Here is a 1,747-nt window from a genome sequence, read left to right on the forward strand (position 1 = left end):
GCATTAAAACAGAAGTTATTGGAGTATATTGAATATTACAACAAAAAAGCAAAACCATTTGCATGGACATATGCAGGAAAACCTTGTAAAATATAACATACCTTATTTAAGGGACAGCACACTAGTTGTGGAAATACCCTTTTACTTTCTTTGCTTAAAAGAGGGTTTAGGGTAAAAGAGGTAAATCCTCAAATTTCAAAGAGGGTTCGGGAAATATTTACAGAGCAACATGAAGATAGAACTGATGCAGAATTGCTTGCCAAAACCCTTCTTATTCACAAGAATTTACCCCTATTAAGAACTAATGAAGAAAAGGCTAGTTTAAAAAAGCTGGCTAAGATAAGACGAAACATAGTTCTTCTCAAAACAAAATACACCAATCAGCTGCATATTGCTCTTACTGAGGGATATGGGAGTCTTTATAAGCAGATATTCTCGGATATCTCCTCTAAAAAAGCACTCTCCTTCTTTGAAAAATACCCCACTATTGATGAGGCTTTAAATCACTACCACAAGGTAAAAGAAGAAATAGGAGAGAAGAAGATGGCTTTGCTTAAAAAAGCAGGGAAATGGGAGCTTACTAAATATCTTGCTGTTTTGAACCTGGAAACAAAGTCATACATAAAAACTATAAAGACCCTTAAAGAGGAGCTGGAAGAGATAGATAAGGCTATAAAAGAAATCGCAAAAGAAGACCCTGATGTCAAGTTATTGAGGACTATGCCTGGAATGGGAGACTATCTTAGTTGCCAGATAGTAGGCGAGATAGGAGAGATAGAAAAATTCAAAAACAGTGATAAGTTAGCTGCCTACAGTGGTTTAGCTCCTGTAAGATGGCAAAGTGGCAAAGGCAAAGAAAGGGGTAGATGTCGGAAGAGATATAGTAGAAGGCTAAAGAATGCTTTCTGTCTCCTTGCTTTTACTCAATTGCGAATAAATCCTGAATCAAAGGCATATTATTATCGTAAGAGAAACCAAGGAAAAACACATTGGCAAGCGATAATATGTTTAGCACGGCAACTTAGCAGAATCATCTATGCTATGTTAAAAAAGAAACAAACTTACTTAAAGAAGCAATCACAAGGAGAATTAGAAACATTTAAAAAAAATTGACATAGAAGGATTAGCTTTAATGGAACAAATTAAATCCGAAATTCGAAATCTTAAAACAAATTCAAATGACTAAAATTGAAAATTCAAAACAATATAATTTCCTAAATTCCCTGTGTTTTAAGCACTGGGATGTCAAGGGCATTGATTATCTGTTTTTGTTGTTTAGTAAGTTCCATAGTTATCAACTCATTTTCATATACCTTGCACTTTAAGATTTTTCATTATCAATAAAAGCTCTTCTATCGTCCATTTATCTCCTATTTCAAGTCTTAATTTCATAGAGAAGCCTTCTTCTTGGAATCCCAATAAGAAATTACCTCATAAGCATATTTCTTGTTGCCGAATTTTTTATGCCTACATAACTCATAATGCCTATATAGGCATTATAATAAAACAATAAAAAAACGATTTGTCAAGGGTAAAATCTTTAATATAGTGCCTAAATTAGGGGGAATTTAGGAAAATCCAGGAATTGCTAAAGAAAAAGATAAAAAACATAGAAATGTGGTTAGAAAATAAAGATTTCTTGTATGCGGATATAAGGAGGTTAAAAGGAGAATGGGAAGGGTTTTACCGGTTAAGGATAGGAAGAATAAGGGTAATCTTTACGGTAAATGCTAAAGATGAGCTTATA

At 33.5% G+C, this 1,747-nt stretch carries 1 pseudogene; it reads left to right on the forward strand.

From position 1 onward, the window contains the following. The first annotated feature begins 132 nt into the window (after nucleotides 1–132). Nucleotides 133–1,113: pseudogene (locus tag AB1630_12975) on the forward strand (IS110 family transposase). Nucleotides 1,114–1,747 lie beyond the last annotated feature (634 nt).

The sequence above is a fragment of the bacterium genome (genome assembly GCA_040753555.1).
Lineage (GTDB): Bacteria > UBA9089 > UBA9088 > UBA9088 > UBA9088 > JBFLYE01.